This is a genomic window from Azonexus hydrophilus DSM 23864 (assembly GCF_000429605.1).
GTDB lineage: Bacteria > Pseudomonadota > Gammaproteobacteria > Burkholderiales > Rhodocyclaceae > Azonexus > Azonexus hydrophilus.
Genome location: NZ_AUCE01000011.1, coordinates 537,574 through 555,967 on the forward strand (window position 1 = coordinate 537,574; position 18,394 = coordinate 555,967).

Here is an 18,394-nt window from a genome sequence, read left to right on the forward strand (position 1 = left end):
GCCGGCCATGAATGAATTTAATCCCCTGCGCGATGCTATCCCCTTGCGGGAGGTGAAGCGTGTACTGGTCATCAAGCTGCGCCATCACGGCGATGTGTTGTTGTCTTCGCCGGTGTTTTCCGCGCTCAAGCTGGCGGCGCCGCAGGTCGAGATCGATGCGCTGGTCTATGCCGACACGGCGGAAATGCTGAGCTTGCACCCGGCGATTTCCCGCGTGTTCGAGGTCGACAGGAAGGCGAAGCAGAAGGGGGCCATGCACCAGTTGAAATCGGAACTGGATTTGCTGGCTGGCTTGCGTGCCCGCTCCTATGACCTGATCCTGCACCTGACCGAGCATTGGCGGGGTGCCTGGTTGTCGAGAATCCTGCGGCCGCGTTGGGCGGTGGGGTGCACCCGGAGCGATGCGGGAGCGCTCTGGCGGCGGAGTTTTTCGCATCTTTACAAGGTTTCGGGTGGTCTGCCCCGTCATACCGTCGAGCGGAATCTGGATGCCTTGCGCCGTATCGGAGTGTGGCCGGCGCCGGCGCAGCGGCGTCTGGTCCTGGTGCCGGGAGAGGCCGCAGAGTCTTCGGTACGGCAACATCTGGCGGAAGTTGGCGTGCAAGGCCGGTTCATTCACATCCACCCGGCCTCCCGCTGGTTCTTCAAGTGCTGGCCGGTGTCGCGCATGGCCGAGCTGATTTCGCGCCTCGAGCAGGCCGGGCACTGCGTGCTGCTGACGGCTGCGCCCAGCCAGGACGAACTGGCGATGCTGGCGGCCATCCAGTCGCAACTGGGGCATCCCGTGGCGACCCTGGGCGGCAAGTTGTCGCTTAAGGAATTGGCGGCGTTGACCCGGATGGCGGATGCCTTCATCGGGGTTGATTCGGCTCCCATGCATATTGCCGCGGCCATGGGCACGCCGACCGTCGCCTTGTTCGGGCCTTCCGGTGAGAAACAATGGGGGCCCTGGTCGGCGCAGGCGCGCGTGGTCAGCAGCATGCATCATCCGTGTCGGCCCTGCGGCAACGATGGTTGCGGTGGCGGCAAGGTCAGCGACTGCCTGGAGAGCCTTCCGGTCGAGCAGGTGATGGCGGCCCTGGATGAAGTTCTCGATAAATGAAAATTGCGATTGTCCGTCAGCGCTACAACCCCTACGGCGGGGCTGAGCGCTTTGTCGAACGGGCGCTGGCGGCGCTGGCGGCGGAAGGGATCGATGTTTTCCTGATCGCCCGGCAATGGACGCAGGCCGCCGCTAACGGTTTTCAGCGGATCAATTGCGATCCGCCGTCGGGTGGAGTGTTCGGCGGCCGTCTGGCGCGCGACCGGGGTTTTGCCCTGGCTGCAGCAAAACTCATGGCGGCGGGTCAGTTTGACCTGGTCCAGTCGCATGAGCGTATCCCGGGGTGTTCGATTTTTCGTGCCGGCGACGGTGTTCATGCCGCGTGGCTGGCGCAGCGTGCCCGGGTGCTTGGTGCCGTCGGTCGTTGGAGTCAGAGACTCTCGCCTTACCATCGCTATGTCCTGGACGCCGAGGCGAATATGTTTGCCCATCCGGCCTTGCGGGCCGTGATCTGCAATTCCCGCATGGTCGCCGATGAAATCCACCGCTTCTACGGTGTCGACCGGGAGCGCCTGGTACTGATCGAAAACGGCGTCGATCTCGATGTATTCAATCCGGAGCAGGTCTCGATCCATCGTGCCGGAATCCGGCGCGCGTCAGGCATTCCGGAGTCGGTGCCGCTGCTGCTTCATGTCGGCAGCGGCTTTGCGCGCAAAGGGGTGCCGCAGTTGTTGCAGGCCATGGCGCGTTGTGCCGGGGGCGAATTTCATCTGGCGATTGTCGGCGCGGACCGCAAGCTGAATGCGCTGCGCGCGACGGCGGAACGCCTGGGGATCGGCCGGCGGGTACATTTCACCGGGCCCCTGCCGGATGTCCGGCCGTGGTACGGTGCGGCCGACGGATTCGTCCTGCCGACGCTGTACGATCCCGGGCCGAATGCGGTACTGGAGGCGATGGCCTGCGGATTGCCGGTGCTGACCTCGACCAGTTGTGGTGCGCGCGACTGGGTCATCCCTGGCAAGAATGGCTATCTTGTCGATGCGCTGGATGTCGACGCCTTGTCCGATGGCCTGCTCAGGCTGTGCGCGCTGGCTGAATTGCCGGCCAGTCGCCTGCTGGCCCGCGCCGCTGTTGCCGAGCTTGGCCTGCCAGCCATGGCCGACCGACTGATCGCGCTTTATCGTCGGCTTATTGTCGGCAACGGCCTGCAGGTCTCGCCTGACCGGGTTGTATAATCGCGGGTCGTTCCCGGTCGCGATACATGAACAAAACAACGAACAGCCGCCAGCTTTACCTCCGTCTTCTCGGGTATGTCCGCCCTTACTGGCTGGCCATCGTCCTGTCGCTGCTGGCGACCATGGTGCTGGCTGCGACCGATCCCTTGTTCCCGGCTTTGCTCAAGCCAATGTTCGACAATGGTTTCAAAACCGGCGAGGACGGTTGGTCGCCGCTGGCGATCGCGCTGGGCATTGTCGGGGTGTTTTTCCTGCGCGGGATCTTCAACTTCTTCTCCAGTTACGGCTTTTCCTGGGTTTCCAACCGGGTGGTGACCGATGTCCGCGAAGCCATGTATGCCAAGATGGTACGTTTGCCGATCGGCTACTTCCAGGCCAATTCCTCGAACGTACCCCTGACCAGGATCGCCTATGACGTGAACGGAGTTGCGTCGGCGGCGACCTCGGTGGTGGTCATCGTCATTCGCGATGGCTTGTCGGTGCTGGGTCTGCTGGGCTGGCTGCTCTGGTTGAACTGGCAACTGACCCTGGTCTGTTTGGCCCTGATTCCGGCCATTGCGATTGTCATGCGGACCTTTTCCGGACGTTTGCGCAAAGCCAGCCTGAATGCCCAACAGGCCATTTCGAGCATGGTGCAGGTACTGCAGGAGACCGCGCACAGCAATCGGGTGATCAAGGTTTTCGGTGGCGAGGCCCAGGAAACAACCCGTTTTTCCGGGACCAACAACCAGGTCCGCAACCAGAACATGCGGCAGGCTGTCGCGGCGGCGGCGATCGGGCCGATCGTGCATCTGCTGGCGTCGTTTGCCGTGGCCATCGTGGTCTATGTGGCGATCGTCCAGTCCGGCGAAGGTCAGGTTACGGTCGGTGGTTTCGTTTCCTTCATCACTGCCTTGCTGATGCTGCTGGCACCCTTGCGCCGTCTGGCCGACGTCAACGCGCCGTTGCAACGTGGACTGGCCGCTGCCGAGAGTGTTTTCAAGTTGCTCGACGAGCGGGAAGAGACGGACCTGGGGCGGTTGCAGTTGTCCGAAGTGCGTGGCGAGTTGCGTTTCGAGAAGGTTTCTTTTCGTTATCCCGGGGCCGAGCGTTCGGCACTCGATGCTGTCAGCCTGACTTTGCCGGCCGGTCAGACGCTCGCGCTGGTCGGGCAGTCGGGGGGCGGCAAGTCGACGCTGGCGGCTCTGGTGCCACGTTTCTATGCGCCGGATTCCGGCCGTATCCTGCTCGACGGCCACGATCTTCAGGATCTGACCCTGGCTTCCCTGCGCGGGCATATCGCCTATGTCAGCCAGGATATCCTGTTGTTCAACGACAGTGTTGCCGCCAACATTGCCTATGGCGACGCCAGAACGCGGACCATGGAAGAGATTGAAGCAGCGGCCAAGGCGGCCAATGCGCTGGAATTCATCCGGGCCTTGCCGCAGGGCTTCGACACGGTCATCGGGGAAAACGGCAATCGTCTTTCCGGCGGGCAGCGCCAGCGCCTGGCGATAGCCCGCGCCATCCTGAAGAACGCACCCATCCTGATCCTCGATGAAGCCACGTCGGCGCTCGACAACGAGTCCGAGCGCCTGGTCCAGGAAGCGCTGGAGCGCCTGATGACGGGCCGCACGACCCTGGTCATCGCACATCGCCTGTCGACCATAGAAAGTGCCGATTGCATTGCTGTTCTGGCGGGCGGGCGTCTGGTCGAAAGCGGAAATCACCAGGAACTGCTGGCCAGCAATGGCGCTTATGCCCAACTCCATCGACTTCAGTTTGCGGAAGCTACATGAAAATTGTCCATACCGAGGCTTCCCTGGGCTGGGGGGGGCAGGAAATCCGGATTCTCGAGGAATCGCGCGGCATGATGGCGCGCGGCCACGAGTTGTTGTTGCTGTGTCCGCCGGAAGCACGCATTCATCAGGAAGCCCAGCGTTGCGGCATACCGGTACAGCCGCTGCCGATTGGCAAGAAGCGGCTGGCCGGTGTGTTGGCAATGCATCGCTGGCTGAACGAACATCCGGTTGATCTGATCAATACCCACAGTTCCACCGACAGCTGGCTGGTCGCCCTGGCTTGCAGCCTGCGCGCGAATGCGCCGGCAGTGGTGCGTACACGTCACATTTCTGCTGCGGTCTCGAGCAATCCGGCAACCCGCTGGTTGTACACCCGGGGCTGTCAACACGTGGTCACCACGGGTGAGGCGTTGCGGCGCGAACTGATCGATGGCAATGGATTTCCTGCCGCGCACATCACCTCGGTGCCGACCGGTATTGATCCGCAGCGGTTCGCGCCAGGTGATCGTCAGGCCGCATGCGTGCGTCTTGGTCTCGATCCGGCTTGCCTTCATGTCGGCATCGTGGCGACGCTAAGAAGCTGGAAAGGACATTTGTATCTTCTGGAAGCTTTTGCTCGCCTGGAACTGCCGATGTGTCGCCTGCTGATCGTCGGCGAGGGGCCGATGCGCCCGAACATCGAGGCGAGGATTGCCGAACTTGGCCTGGCCGACCGCGTTTCGCTGGTCGGCCAGCAGGACCAGCCGGAGCACTGGATGCAGGCCATTGATGTCTTCTGCCTGCCATCGTATGCCAACGAAGGCGTGCCGCAAGCCATCCTGCAGGCCATGCTCAGCGGCTTGCCGATCATTTCGACGCCGGTTGGTGCCATCACCGAAGCCATCACGCATGGCGAAACCGGTCTGATCGTGCCAGCCCGTGACGCCGATGCCCTTTACCAGGCATTGCAGGATCTGCTGGGCGCGCCGGAGCGCCGCCAGCTGCTCGGCACTCGCGCCCGCCAGGAAGCGGCCGCGCGCTTTTCACTGGCGAGCATGCTGGACCGGATGGAGTCAATTTTCCAGTCTGCCGTTGCCGGCCGTACCGGAGTTTAGGCGGAATGTCGGACCTCTTGCCCGCGCCGGCTTCGGTACATTCCATTCTGGCGATCCAGGTCTCGCGCATCGGCGATACCTTGCTGTCGACCCCGACCTTGCGAGCCATCGCCGAGCGCTTTCCCGGGGCGCGCCTGACCGTGCTCGGGCATCCGAACCGCGCCGAAGTGTTCAAAAACCTTCCCTTTGTTCACGCGGTCGGTTCGATCACCAAGAAAACCGCACTCTGGCAGGGCTGGTTGCCTGGCAAGCCCTACGATCTTGCCTTTGTTTTTGGCTATGACCAGGCACTGGTTCGCTACGCGCTGCGCGTAGCCCGCAGGGTGGTGGCCATGCGCCAGCAGGATGCCGGTCTGAATGGCCGCTTGCTCCATGCCGCCAGTGAACCGGCACCGAAATCCCGGCATGCGGTGTATATGCAGCATGCCCTGGTCGCCGATCTGGGTCTCCCGATCCACGACGAGCGCCTGGCCTACGTGGTCACCGAAGCGGAAGCCGAATGGGCGCACGCTACCCTGAGCGAACGTGGCTTGTTGGCTGCCTTCCCCCTGATCGGCCTGCAGATCGCCAGTTTTCCGACCAAGGGCTATCGCGATTGGCCGGTCGAGAATTTCCTGGACCTGGCCAGGCGGATACAGGCGGCCTACCCGCAAGCGCATTTCCTGATATTCGGCGGCCCGCTGGAGCGCGAGCGGACCATGTCCCTGGCTGCGCAGCTGGGCACGGCGGCGACGCATCTGGCCGGTACGCTGAGCCTGCGCCAGACGGCGGCGCTGATGAGCCGCCTCGACTACTACATTGGCGTCGATACCGGTCCCACGCACATCATGGGCGCTCTCGGCCGACCGATGATGTCGTTCTACCATCCTTCCTCGCCGGCCCATCTGTTGCAGCCACTGCAGCACCCGGCCCTGGCTGCCGTCGATCACCCGCTGGCCGGCCAGGTCGGCCCGGAGGCGCCGATGGCCGGATTGACCGTGGACAGTGTGTGGACGAAGCTTGAACCGGCCTTGGCCGGGCTGCGGGCGCGCTGACATGTATTTTGCCTTCATCCTGCCCAATCTGGCCGGCGGCGGGGCCGAGAAGGCCATCCTGAAAACGGCGGCGGCGCTGGTCGAACGTGGCCATCAGGTGAGGCTCTTCCTGCTGGAGCGTCGGACAAGCTATGCCCCGGATCCCCGGGTCACCGTCCATGTACTTGCCGAAAAACTACATCGAGGCTGGTTGGGCAAGCGCTGGTCAGCCTGGCGTCTGCGCCGTGCGCTGTGTCGGCAGATGCCCGACCTGCTGGTGTCCACCTTGCCGTTTGCCGATGAAGTCGCCGCGCTGAGCGGTGCGCCGAATCACTGGTGCCGGGTTGCCAATACCCTGTCGGCGGAGGTCGGGAAGTTGCGGGCCGCTTCGCCAGGCAAGGCGGCGCGGCGTTTGCAGCGCTATCGCTCGCTTTACGGTGGGCGTCCCTTGATTGCCGTATCCGGCGGAGTGGCAGACGATCTACGGGAAAACCTCGGTTTGCCTTCGCAGGTGGTGACGATTCCGAATCCTTTCGATCTTGCCGCGATCCGTCGTCAGGCTGCCGAGCCTTTGCCAAACTTGCCGACGCGGGATTACGTCCTGCACGTTGGCCGTTTTTCGCCGCAGAAGCGCCACGATCTCCTGCTTGATGCCTGGCTCGCCATGCCGCAGGACCTGGATCTGGTCCTGCTCACGGCAGCGGAGCCAGCACTGCAGGCGATGATCGAGGCCCGCGGCTTGTCGGCGCGGGTCCGGGTCGCCGGATTCCAAGCCAATCCCTACCCGTGGATGGCGGGCGCGCGCTTGCTGGTGCTGTGTTCCGACCACGAGGGTTTGCCCAATGTTCTGATCGAGTCGCTGATCTGCGGTACGCCTGTCGTTGCCACGGATTGTCCTTCCGGCCCCCGGGAAATCCTCGGCACGGCCTTGCCGTCGGCCTTGGTTCCGTGCGGCGACGCAGTGTCGCTGGCCCAGCGCATGCAGGCATTTCTTGCCTCTCCGCCGTCGCTGGCGGCGTTGGACCTGTCGGCCTACAGCGTCGAGCGTACGGCCGAGGCATACGAGGCGATAGCCCGGGCAAATGGGAGCACAGGCTGATGTGCGGCATTCTCGGCATGGTCGGGAAACGTTGGCATGCGCAGGCCGGACAGGCCCTGTCCAGCATTGCCAGCCGAGGGCCGGATGCCCAGACCGTGCTCGCCATGGGCGAAGCGCTGTTCGCCCATACGCGGCTGGCGGTGATCGATCTGGCCGGCGGCCAGCAGCCGATGCAGACGGCGGATGGGCGCTACACCATCGTCTTCAACGGGGAAATCTACAATGCCCCCGATTTGCGCCGCGAATTGCAGTCGAATGGCGAATCATTCCGGACCGACCATTCCGATACCGAAGTACTGCTTCTCGGATTCCGCGCCTGGGGCGAAGCATTGCTCGAAAAGCTCGACGGCATGTTTGCCTTCGCCATCTGGGATGCCCGGACGGGCGAATTGTTCGCGGCCCGCGACGCGCTCGGCATCAAACCTTTCATGTACGGCATCGACCAGGGAGAACTGGTCTTTGCCTCGACGCTGGCGCCGTTCTTCACCTTGACCGGTTTCCCGCGCCGGCTTGATCCCGAAGCGTTGCGCGATTACCTGGCATTCCAGACACCGCTGGCGCCGCAGACCTTCCTGCGCGATGTCAGGCAATTGCCGCCAGGTGCCTGCATGCGTTACCGGGCTGGCGAGGCAACGGCAGTCTGCCGACAGTGGTGGACGATCCCGCGGGAATCGGCGCTGATCATGCCCGAGGAAGCGCTGTTGCCAGAGTTGGAGCGGGTGCTGCGAACCAGCATGGCGCGTCAGCAAGTCGCCGACGTACCGATCGGCGCCTTTCTTTCCGGCGGGATCGATTCCAGTCTGCTGGTCTCCTATCTGGCGGAATCAAGTCGGCAGCCGGTGGAGACCTTCAGCCTGAAATTCGCCGATCAGGGTTTTGACGAAAGCATGCATGCGGCGCAGGTTGCCGAGCGCTTCGGCTGTCGGCATCACGTCCTTGAAGCCCCGTCGATCGATGCTGACCGGTTCGTTGCAGCCATTCGCGATCTCGACCAGCCGCTGGCCGACCCCGCCTATGTCATGACGCATGCGCTGGCTGGTTTGACCCGTCAACATGTGACAGTTGCCATCAGCGGCGATGGCGGCGACGAGCTGTTCGGTGGTTACCCGCGGTTCACGGATACGGAAAGCCGGCACCCAGCGCGTTTCTGGCAGCGACCGCTACGTGCCGCAGTCGATGCCGGTCTGCTGCCATCCGCCCTGCTGCGACGCAGCCTGAGCGGACGGGAGCTGCTGCACTACCGTCGTGTCGAACTGGGGCCCTGGGTCGGTCGCAAGCGGATGGCGCACTATCTTGATCCTGCCATCCTGCCCGCCGCGCGGATAGAAAATACGCTGGACGCCTGGTTGCGCCTGATCGATGCTCAGGGAGGGGTGATGGATAGTACGGCATTGATGCGCGCCGATCTGTGGACCTATCTGTCGGAAAACTGTCTGGCCAAGACCGACCGGGCGAGCATGGCGCACGGGCTTGAAGTGCGCGTACCTTTGTTGGGCCAGCCAGTGCTGGATTTTGCGCTGGCCGTGCCGGCCAGCGTGCATTTGCGCGGCGGTCTGAAGTCGCTGCTCACCGGGCTTGCCCGGCAGCGCTTGCCGAGTTGTGTGTGGGACCGCCCGAAACACGGCTTTTCCGTGCCGCTCAGGCAATTGTTCAAGGGAAGCTGGCGTGAAGTGGGTGATGCCTGCTTTGCCGGGGCACAGGCTTACCCCTTCCTCTCCGGGAAGGCCCTGGCCGCGCTCTGGCAGCAGGTTGACGATAGACATGTATCGTCGCGACTGGTGTATACCTTGCTCGTGTTGCTGGTGTGGCTCGAGAACAAGGATATATCGATCAATTAACTGGGGGGTGGATATGCTTTTCAAAGCAGGTGGACGGACGGAGCGACGGTGGCGGAAAATTCAATGGCGATTTCTGCGCCCTGACTGGGCATCGAATTTCGGCGTCGATTTGCCGCTGAACTTGCCGGTGATCACGCCGCCGATCCGCAAGGACATATTTTTTGGTGGCTATGAAGCCAAGGAAGCCGGACTCGTACAGAAATATCTTTCGCCGTCGGATGTCGTCTTCGAGGTCGGCGCGGGGATCGGTTTTCTGTCGGCGATGTGCGCCAAAGTCGTCGGCAACGGCAATGTGCATGCGTATGAGGCGAATCCCCAGCTGATCCCCATCATTCGCAGCGTGCATGAGCGGAACGGCGTGTCGCCGCACGTATACAACGTCCTGCTCGGTAGCGGCGAAAGCGAACGTACGTTCTGGCTGGAGACCGACTACTGGGCATCTTCGCTGATCAAGGGCTCAGCCGATGCGCAGCCCATACAGATTCCGCAGATTGACCTGAATGCTGAACTCGCCCGCATTCGCCCCAGCTTTCTGATCGTCGATATCGAGGGCGGGGAGTACGAGTTCTTCAAGGACATCGATCTCTCCTCGATCACTAAAATCTGCATCGAGGTCCATCCGCATGTCCTGGGTAACGACAAGGTTTGCGAAATACTGGCCTGGTTGTTCGCCCGGGGGTTCAGTCTGGAAGTCGGCAACATGCGCAAATTCGTCTTCTACTTGTACCGGACCGGCACGGGAGTCATCTAAGTGGCTGTCACGCTGAGTTTGATCGTTCCGGTCTATAACGTCGCACCATACCTGGCGCAGTGTCTCGACTCCCTGCTTGCGCAGGATCTGGACGGTGTCGAGATCATTGTCGTCGACGACGGGGCAACCGACGAATGCCCAGCGATACTGGCAAGCTACCAGGAAGCGCATCCCGGGGCGCTGACCGTCATCCGGCAGCCGAATGCCGGCCTGTCCGCGGCACGGAACACGGGGCTCGACAAGGCGAGCGGCCAGTATGTGGCGTTTGTCGATTCGGACGACTGGATCGAACCGTCGTACTATCGCCGCTTGCTCGAACTGGCGATCAGCCAGGATCTGGACATGGCGCATGGCAACGCCATTTTCCACTTCGAAGGCCGGCGCGAGGATCAGCCGATCTATCAGGATGCATTGTCTACCGAGGTGATGCACGGACGCGAGGTGCTGCGCAAGCGTCTGGCCGAGCGCACCTTCCTGCACATGGTGTGGATGCATCTCTACCGCCGCGAGTTCATCGAAATGCACGGGATGCGTTTCATCCCGGGGCGCATTCATGAGGACGTTTTGTGGACGACGCAGGCTTTCCTGCTTGCTCGGCGGGTCGCCTATGATCCGGCCCAGGGCTATTTCTATCGCCAGCGTATTCGCCGGTATTCCCAGGCTGCATCCGATGCGCGGTTTGCGACCATCATCGACAGTTCGATCCGCAACGCCCTCGGCCTGGCCGAAATGGCCGACGGGCTTGGCGAGGATGCAGAACTTGCCGGTCTGATCCGCTGGCAGCTGGTCGACGGCGGTCTGTCGGTGTTTCACAAACTGCGGAAAATTGCCGATCCGGAAATTCGCCGCCAGGTTCACCGCCAGTGCCGTGAACTGGGCTTGTATTCGACACTGTGGCGCAGCGCCACCCTGTTTTCGCAGCGTCGGCGGATTGCCCGGAACTGGCTGCAGGGATTATTCCGGAGATGATCCGGCGCTGCATCCAGATCAATCTGCAGCCCGGCTGGGGCGGCGGGGAGATCTATACCGTCTTTTTTACCCGGGCGTTGCTGGCTCAGGGGGTGCCGACGACCTTGTACGTGCTGCGCGACAATACGCGCTGGACGAGCGAACTGCCGCCCGGCGTCGACATCGTTCCGGTGGCCGGGGCTGCGGAAATGCTGACCTCACTGCAGGCATGCGAGGCGCCCTGGGTCGTCTGCCAGACGCCGCTGGATCTGCCTGCGCTGGAGGTCTTGCGTCATCCCCGGCGCCTGTTGTCGTGCATCGCCCACATGCCCCTCTATGGTCGTGACCCGCGCCGCATTGCCGGTCACGACTACGTGATTGCCGTGTCGGCCCACGTCATTGCCAGTCTGCAGGCAGCCGGGATATCGCAGGTCCATCCCGAGCCGCTGCTCGGTATTGCCGATCTGGCGCCACGGCCAGCCGGCGATGCGGCATCGGGGGTTGTCCGCCGCTCGCGCTACGACTGGGATATGCGCAAGGGCAGGGACCGTCTGCTGAGCTGGCTGGCGCCGCTTGCGGCCAGTTTTGCCCGGGCCGAGGCTTATCGGAAAAAGCCGGGCATCACGCTGGGCATCGTTTCGCGACTGACCCCGATCAAGCAGTTCCCCCTCTTGTTCAGTCTGTTGGCGCCTGTGTTGGCACGGCATCCGGACGTCCATCTGGAAATCTTCGGGGCCGGCGGCTACGCCTCGGTGCGCGATCTGGATGCTGCCCTGCGTCCTTGCCGACGGCAGGTCCGTTTCTGGGGGCAACAGCCGGATGTGGCTGCCGTTTACCGACAGATCGATTATTTGCTGACCGGTTTGCCGGAGAAGGAAGCGCTGGGCTTGAATGTGATCGAAGCTCAGGCCTGCGGTACGCCGGTGCTGGCCGTCGATGCCAGCCCGTTCACAGAGACCGTGTGCGCCGGGGTGAGCGGACTGTTTTTCGAGGATCCTCGCCACGATGGCGGGACCAGTTTCGACGCACTGATTACCCGCCTGGAACGGCAAGCTTTCCGGATCGATCCGGAAGCCGCCCGGGATCACCTGGCCAGGTTTTCGGCGGAAGCCTTCGCGCAACGGGTCGGTCGGCTGTGTACGGCGGTCAATAACAAAGGAGTCCCAGGGTGAGCGGAAAAAAAGTCATCATCAACTACCGCAAGGGTTTTGAGCCGCTTGAGGAGGCATTCGCCAATCTTGGCTACGAAGTGATCAAGAATGCCTGGCATCTGCCGGCGGGTGCCGACGATATCGAACTGGCGGTGGTCAACCTTTATGAAGCGATCCGCCAGCCCTGGCGGGCGCTGTCGTTCAAACGCCAGTTAAGCCGGGCAGGGATTCCGCTGATCGGCCTGGATCGCGATGCGCCATGGCATATGGGTATCCGCAAGCGGCGCATCCTGCTGTTCCGTTGCCTGAACCTGCTCGACATCTATGCCAGCCATACGATGCAGCCAACCTGGAACTTCGCACCCACCAAAATCTACAGTCCGAACGCCGTCTGGGTGCGCAATTTCAACCTGCACGGCCACACCCTGGACGAAATGCGGGATCCGGGGTTCTACGAATACGATGTTTCCTTTCTCGGCAACATGGACGGCGTGCGCTACAAGGAACATGCCGAGCGGCAGCATTTTTTTGCCGCCCTGCGCGAGCGCCTTGATGCGCTCGGCATTCGGCACTACATCAAGCATTCGTCGGGTATCAGCGAGGAGGAACAGATCCGGGTCATCCAGCGCTCGTGCATCAACCTGAGTTTCCGCTCGTCCTGCGATCACGGCGGCGAAATGAGTTGGGGACTGCCGGAGCGCTGTTATGGCGTGCCGGCACGGGGAGGATTCCTGCTGACTGACCGGCGCCGCCATGCCGCCGACGATTTCGATCTGGCGCGGGAGTGGGCGGACTACGAAGGGATGGACGACTGCATCCGGCAGATCCAGCACTGGCTGGCCAATTTCGCGCAGACACGGGCCATTGCCGAAGCGGCACACGAGAAGGTCATGGCCTGCCACACCTACGAGCACCGGGCGCAAAACCTGATCAATGCGGCTCATGCCTGCCGTGCCGCCAGGCAAACAAGCTGAAGGTCGCGCCAAGCCATGAAGATTCTTGTCATTCGCCGCGACAACATTGGCGATCTGGTCTGTACCACGCCCCTGATCCGCGCCCTGCGCCGGCAGTTGCCCAACGCCAGCTTGCAGGCGCTGGTGACCCATTACAATGCCGAAGTGCTGGCTGGAAATCCTGATCTGGACCGGGTTTACTCCTATCAGAAAGCCAAGCATCGCGGCCCCGGCGAAGGCACGCTGGGGATCTACTGGCAACGCTTGAAAACCATTCTCGCCCTGCGCCGGGAACGTTTTGACTGGGTTTTGCTGCCCGGAGGCGCCCAGGCAAGTTCGTTGCGCTTTGCCCGCATGATCGCCGCCAAGCGGGTGTTGATTCGGGACGATCAGGACCGGCAAGGTGGTGCCCACGAGGTCGAGCAATGCTGCCACCTGCTGCCGCGCATGGGCTTGCGGTACGAGACGCCAGCGCCGCTGGTCGTTCCCGATCCCGCTTTGCAGCAGGCTTTCCGCGAACAGTGCAGCGCCCGGCTCGGCTTCGCCCCGACCCGCCTGATCGGGGTCCACGTAAGTGCTCGCAAGCCCTCCCAGCGTTGGCCCGCCGATCGCTTCGCAGCCTTCATTCGCGCGGTGACGGAGCCGGAAGGAACTGCTTGCCTGCTGTTCTGGGCGCCCGGCTCCAGCGACGATCCGAAACATCCGGGTGATGACCACAAAGCCGCCGAGATCATCGCCGCAACCCATGGGGCCCCGGTAGTCCCGCTGCCGACCGGGCATCTCAGACAACTCATTGCCGGCCTGAGCCTGTGCGATGGCGTACTATGCGCCGATGGCGGCGCGATGCACCTCGCCGCTGCGCTGGGCAAGCCCATGGTCTGCCTGTTCGGCGACTCCGATCCGGAAAGGTGGGGTCCCTGGGGCAACCCGCATCGGATTGCCCAGGCGGAAAGCAGAGATGTCGAGGATCTAACGGTTGAAAGCATCCTCCAGCGCTGGGAAGAGGTTCAGGGAGCCAATTCTGCGATTGAGTGTCAGGAGCGTCAATGATCCCTAGACAACATGGAAGCTACGAGCGATCGGGTGAAAAATTGCAAACACCAGTAGATAAAGTGGATTTTTCAGTTGTAGTCCCCGTGTATGGCTGTTCATCCTGTCTGTATGAATTACATGAACGCTTGCGTTCATCGCTGCGGACAATCACGGAGAACTACGAGATCATTCTGGTCAATGACGCCAGTCCAACGGCATCGTGGGAAGTCATATGCGAACTGTCGAAACAGGATTCCCGGGTCAGGGGCATCAACCTCTCAAGGAATTTCGGCCAGCACTATGCAATCACGGCAGGTCTCGACTTTTCCCGAGGCGATTGGGTAGTCGTAATGGATTGCGACCTGCAGGATCAACCGGAAGAAATCATCAAGCTTTACCGGAAAGCGCAGGAAGGGTTCGATTTAGTTGTTGGTCGCCGTATAAATAGACAAGACGGGTATTTCAAAAAACTTGGCTCTAGGTGGTTTAACCTGATTTTTGATTACTTTACGGGAAGCCAGCTTGATAATCGAATAGGGAATTTTGGTTTGTATTCCAAGCGAGTTGTAAATAGTATTCGTTCTATGCGAGAGCAGAACAGGTCGTTTGGTCTTTTTGCTTATTGGGTTGGTTTCCGAAGGGCGGAGATTGATATTATCCATGCGGCCCGCAAGGAGGGACGCTCAGGCTATACCCTCAGACGGCTTGTTAACCTAGCGATTGATAGCATCGTGGCTCATTCTAATGCGCTACTGATGCTTACCATTAAAACCGGCTTTCTGATGGCAGTGGGGTCTGTTTTATTTTCATTATGGCTCGCCGTTCGTTATTTTATCTCTGGCGGGGGCGTTACCGGGTGGACCAGCCTAATGGTTTCGATTTACTTCACTGCCGGTTTGATGATTACCTGTATCGGTGTAGTGGGGCTCTATATTGGAAAGATATTCAACGAGGTGAAAGGGCGTCCCTTGTACATCGTTCAGTCAACAACGTTTGATCCGGAGCAGGACTCGTGACGCAATTGAAACTGGGATTCATCGGTGGCGGCCTGAATTCCGCTGTCGGTGCTGCGCATTTTACCGCTGTCAGCATGGACAGCAGATTTCGGGTAGAGGCTGGCTGTTTCAGCCGGCATGAAGCAATCAATAACAGAACGGCCGAACAATGGAATGTCGCAGCACAGCGGGTCTATCCCTCGTGGCAATCCATGCTGGCCGGAGAGGTCGGGCGCCTTGATGCCGTTGTTGTACTGACACCGACGCCTGAACATAAAGCCCCGGTGATTGCCGCGTTGACGCATGGTTTCCCGGTAATTTGCGAGAAAGCGCTGGCGTCGACAAGTGACGAAGCAAGAGCGATTGATAAAGTAGTCAGGGATGTTGCTGGCTACCTGAGCGTGACTTACAACTACACCGGCTATCCGATGGTCAGGGAGTTGAAGGAGATGATACGCCAGGGCAAGTTGGGGCGTATCGAACAGATTCATATCGAAATGCCGCAGGAGGGCTTCGCCCGCCTCAACCGTGAAGGCAAGCCCATGGTACCCCAGCAGTGGCGCCTGAAAGATGGGGTAATTCCGACGATTTCGCTTGATCTTGGCGTCCATGTATTGCACATGATCGATTTTTTGACTGGCGAGAAAGCCATTGAGGTAGTTGCAACCCAAAGTCGCCAAGGACGGTTCACGCAAGTGGTTGATAACACGATGGCGATCATTCGTTATACGAACGATATCGAGTGTGGGGTGTGGTTCAGTAAAGCCGCACTTGGTCACAGAAATGGCCTGAGAGTTCGCGTATATGGCGCTGAGGGTTCGGTCGAGTGGTTTCAGATGGACCCCGAAGTGCTGATTTACAGTGATAATCGGGGATGCAGGCATCACATTGACCGGGGTCACAACGATTTGCTGCTTGCTCATGAATCGCGTTACAACCGCTTCAAGTCTGGGCATCCGTCGGGCTTCCTGGAAGCCTTCGCTAATTTATATGCTGATATCGGTGATGATTTAATGCATCGCAAGAGCGGAAGCGAAAGAGGCTGCGGTTATACCTTTACGGCGCAGGAGGCAATGGAAGGTTTGCGCATATTGGAAGCAATGACAATTTCGGCGCATGAGCGTCGATGGGTTGAAATTGGAGGATGAGATGCGAATCAATGTGAATGCTCTGACGATCGATGAACCCGTGAGTGACCCCCGGGCTATTGCTTTCTGTGAACACTTCTTGAGTGGCGGGGTTCCTCGCTATGTCTTTGGTTGTAATGCATGGGGAAAAAGCATTGCTGATGCTATTCATATAGATGGTTTTGTCGATGACTTTTCGAATGATGAATTGTTTTGTGGTCGCAAGGTAATTCGATCATGTGATTTGCCAGTTAATGCGTTTGTTGTTTCTGCTGTTGTTCTGGGAAGGCCTTTAACTGCTCTCGCTAAAATGAATGAAATTGGGGTTGCTGTTATTGATTATTTTTCATTCAAAAAATACAGTGGCTTGCCTTTGCGGGTGGTCGATTATTTTCATGGTTGCGCTGAGGATATATTTTCAAACAGGGAGAGATATGATTCGGTTTTTTCTAGGCTCTCTGATCATGAATCAAGGCACGTTTTTAGTAAGATAATAAACTTTCGTGTTTCAGAAGATATTCATTGGATGAGTGGGTTCTCGGATGAGCAATATCGTCAGTATTTTGAGAATTTTCTTTGCTTGAACAGGTCTGGTGAGGTATTTATTGATGTTGGCTCTTACGACGGGAGTACGGCAAAGGAATTCATTGCTCGCTGCGAAAATTATAAAGCGGTCCATGTTTTTGAGCCAATTTTGTCAAACATGGAGCGTGTTCGTAAAAAATTGTCGAGCTATGATCGTGTTAGCTACTATGAATGTGCTGCATCAGATAAAGAAGGTGTTATTTGCTTCACATCCGACGGTGCTTCGTCGATGTGTTGTGATGAAGGGGATATGAAGGTCAAGGGGGCTCGTATTGACGAGCTAATTAATGAGCCTTGTACCTTTATTAAAATGGATGTTGAGGGTTCAGAGGTCGCTGCAATCAGGGGGGCTTCTAAAACAATTCTTGACCATCATCCTCGATTGGCGATAAGTGTTTATCATCGGGCGGATGATTTTTGGCGCATCCCTGACGTGGTTTTTGCCATCCGTGATGATTATGATTTGTTTTTGAGGCATTACACGGAGGGGGTTGTTGAAACAGTAATGTTTTTCATGCCAAGGGTCTCTTGATATGAGCACTAATTACCCTCTACTTATGATTGCTGGGGGTGGATACGCAGACATCCCCCTGATCCACGCGGCAAAGTCGCTTGGCTATCGAGTGATTACGAGTGGTAATCGTCCCGAAGATATGGGGCATCGTGAGTCTGATCTGTATTGCCCGGGTGATTTTTCCGATCCGGATGAAATGCTTCGGATCGCAAAGGCGCAGCGGATTGATGCCGTCTGCGCCTGTTGTAACGATTTTTCGGCTATTTCAGCGGCTTATGTGGCTGAGAAACTTGGCTTGCCGGGGCATGATTCCTACGAGACCGCGCTAACACTGCACCACAAGGACCGGTATAGAAGCTTTGCCGAGCGAAGCGGGATTCCTACTCCGCGGGCGTGTGGCTTTGTTGATCCGGATGAGGCAGCCGTCGCGATGGAAAAACTTCGCTTCCCGCTGATTGTGAAGCCGGTTGATCTGACTGGAGGTAAAGGGATCAACCGAGTGGACTCTCGCGCTGAATATATGTCGGCCGTTAAACAGGCTTTTGACAGGTCAAAAAGCAAGCGCATTGTTGTTGAAGAATTCATTACCGGGACTCGTCACGGATTTTCCGCATTCATCAGCCAGGGACGGGTGGCTTTCCATTTTTGTGATAATGAGCATTATCACCTTAGCCCCTATCTTGTTTCTGCGGCCTCGACGCCTTCGATTGTGCCGGACAGGGCGGTCGAGGAGTTGATCCGTCAAAGTGAGCGCATTTGCGAATTACTGGCGCTCAAAGATGGTATTTTTCACGTTCAGTTTATTCTGCACGATGATGAGCCAACAATCATTGAAATCTGTCGCCGCCCGCCCGGGGATCTTTACATAAAATTGGTTCAGCATGCCACCGGTGTCAATTATCCCGAATGGATCGTTCGGGCCGCGGCAGGATTACCCTGTCCGGATTTGAGGCAGGAAGACATCAAGGGGTGTTTCGTCAGGCATTGCGTCATGGGGCATTCCGCCGGTCGCCTCCGTGATCTGCGAATCGCTCCGGAAGTCGAAGAACGGATTTTTGATGGGCTGCATTGGTGGAGAACGGGCGATTTGGTTCTTGATCCTTCTACCCATAAGCATGGCATTGTGTTTTTGAAATACGACGACGTTGAGCAGATGCGACGCGAAGTTGATTCGCTACAGAATGCGATATTCGCGGACGTGGCCCCTTTCTCCGACCAGATTGCCTAATGGATTGT

Annotated in this window: 16 protein-coding genes; all 16 read left to right on the top strand. The window is 59.4% G+C overall.

Features of this window, described 5'->3' with window-relative positions; translation table 11 throughout:
• The first annotated feature begins 7 nt into the window (after positions 1-7).
• From rfaQ to G471_RS16555, 16 genes are read left to right on the top strand one after another with little or no spacing between them, the layout of a single operon-like run.
• On the top strand, positions 8-1,102 hold the full coding sequence (gene rfaQ / locus G471_RS0103215; RefSeq protein ID WP_028994062.1) for a putative lipopolysaccharide heptosyltransferase III: 1,095 nt from the start codon (positions 8-10) through the stop codon (positions 1,100-1,102).
• Positions 1,099-2,277 carry a glycosyltransferase family 4 protein gene (locus tag G471_RS16530; RefSeq protein WP_043420659.1) on the top strand — a complete coding sequence of 393 codons (1,179 nt, stop codon included), beginning with the start codon at positions 1,099-1,101 and terminating at the stop codon, positions 2,275-2,277. The genes rfaQ and G471_RS16530 overlap by 4 nt, the downstream gene beginning before the upstream one ends.
• A gap of 26 nt (positions 2,278-2,303) precedes the next feature.
• On the top strand, positions 2,304-4,055 hold the full coding sequence (gene msbA / locus G471_RS0103225) for a lipid A export permease/ATP-binding protein MsbA (protein ID WP_028994063.1): 1,752 nt from the start codon (positions 2,304-2,306) through the stop codon (positions 4,053-4,055).
• The gene (locus G471_RS0103230) at positions 4,052-5,152 is read left to right on the top strand and encodes a glycosyltransferase family 4 protein (protein WP_028994064.1); all 1,101 of its coding nucleotides are present in this window, start codon (positions 4,052-4,054) and stop codon (positions 5,150-5,152) included. The genes msbA and G471_RS0103230 overlap by 4 nt, the downstream gene beginning before the upstream one ends.
• 5 nt (positions 5,153-5,157) lie before the next feature.
• Positions 5,158-6,186, top strand: coding sequence for a glycosyltransferase family 9 protein (locus G471_RS16535; RefSeq protein ID WP_051295240.1), 1,029 nt, complete (start codon positions 5,158-5,160; stop codon positions 6,184-6,186).
• A gap of 1 nt (position 6,187) precedes the next feature.
• On the top strand, positions 6,188-7,264 hold the full coding sequence (locus G471_RS18195; RefSeq protein ID WP_051295241.1) for a glycosyltransferase: 1,077 nt from the start codon (positions 6,188-6,190) through the stop codon (positions 7,262-7,264).
• Positions 7,264-9,102, top strand: a complete 1,839-nt coding sequence (asnB, locus tag G471_RS0103245; protein ID WP_028994065.1) for an asparagine synthase (glutamine-hydrolyzing) — start codon at positions 7,264-7,266, stop codon at positions 9,100-9,102. The genes G471_RS18195 and asnB overlap by 1 nt, the downstream gene beginning before the upstream one ends.
• Before the next feature lie 13 nt (positions 9,103-9,115).
• The gene (locus G471_RS16545; protein WP_157272436.1) at positions 9,116-9,853 is read left to right on the top strand and encodes an FkbM family methyltransferase; all 738 of its coding nucleotides are present in this window, start codon (positions 9,116-9,118) and stop codon (positions 9,851-9,853) included.
• On the top strand, positions 9,854-10,822 hold the full coding sequence (locus G471_RS0103255) for a glycosyltransferase (RefSeq protein WP_028994066.1): 969 nt from the start codon (positions 9,854-9,856) through the stop codon (positions 10,820-10,822).
• A complete protein-coding gene (locus tag G471_RS0103260; RefSeq protein ID WP_028994067.1) occupies positions 10,819-11,973 on the top strand; it encodes a glycosyltransferase family 4 protein in 1,155 nt (384 codons plus the stop codon). Before G471_RS0103255 ends, G471_RS0103260 begins: the two co-directional genes overlap by 4 nt.
• Positions 11,970-12,926, top strand: coding sequence for a glycosyltransferase family protein (locus G471_RS0103265; protein ID WP_028994068.1), 957 nt, complete (start codon positions 11,970-11,972; stop codon positions 12,924-12,926). The genes G471_RS0103260 and G471_RS0103265 overlap by 4 nt, the downstream gene beginning before the upstream one ends.
• Positions 12,927-12,941: 15 nt before the next feature.
• Entirely contained in the window at positions 12,942-13,955 is a 1,014-nt protein-coding gene (locus tag G471_RS16550; protein ID WP_043420660.1) for a glycosyltransferase family 9 protein, read from the top strand.
• Positions 13,952-14,953 (top strand): glycosyltransferase family 2 protein, encoded by a 1,002-nt coding sequence (locus G471_RS0103275; protein ID WP_051295243.1) that lies wholly within the window; start codon positions 13,952-13,954, stop codon positions 14,951-14,953. Before G471_RS16550 ends, G471_RS0103275 begins: the two co-directional genes overlap by 4 nt.
• Positions 14,950-16,080 (top strand): Gfo/Idh/MocA family protein, encoded by a 1,131-nt coding sequence (locus G471_RS0103280; protein WP_028994070.1) that lies wholly within the window; start codon positions 14,950-14,952, stop codon positions 16,078-16,080. Before G471_RS0103275 ends, G471_RS0103280 begins: the two co-directional genes overlap by 4 nt.
• Positions 16,049-17,176 carry an FkbM family methyltransferase gene (locus G471_RS18590; protein ID WP_081700076.1) on the top strand — a complete coding sequence of 376 codons (1,128 nt, stop codon included), beginning with the start codon at positions 16,049-16,051 and terminating at the stop codon, positions 17,174-17,176. Before G471_RS0103280 ends, G471_RS18590 begins: the two co-directional genes overlap by 32 nt.
• A 1-nt stretch (position 17,177) precedes the next feature.
• Entirely contained in the window at positions 17,178-18,386 is a 1,209-nt protein-coding gene (locus G471_RS16555; RefSeq protein WP_051295244.1) for an ATP-grasp domain-containing protein, read from the top strand.
• Positions 18,387-18,394 lie beyond the last annotated feature (8 nt).